General features: G+C 53.5%; 1 protein-coding gene. It reads left to right on the forward strand.

The genetic code is table 11. The annotated features are described in order from the left end of the window. On the forward strand, nucleotides 1–258 hold a 258-nt coding region (locus ACO0LN_RS30385; RefSeq protein ID WP_422980505.1), incomplete at both ends, for a hypothetical protein.

Raw genomic sequence — 258 nt, forward strand, 5'->3', positions numbered from 1 at the left:
GTTTCGAAACAATCCGTCTGGTTGGTACATCCAACAACGCCGGTGTTGATGGTGCAGGTAACTACCGTCTGACATTGACAGATGCCCTGATCGCTGCCAACAACAACGCAGGTGTTCTGGCCATCGTGAATGACAACGACACAGCCAATGATGCCAACAATGCAGCAGACACAGCTGGTACAGCCGTTGAAAGCGCAGTCGTCATCGACGCACGTACACTGAGCGCCACAAGCCGCTTCAGCTACAACGGCGAAGAAG

Origin of the sequence: Undibacterium sp. TC9W (genome assembly GCF_049339865.1) — a bacterium.
Classification (GTDB): domain Bacteria; phylum Pseudomonadota; class Gammaproteobacteria; order Burkholderiales; family Burkholderiaceae_D; genus Undibacterium.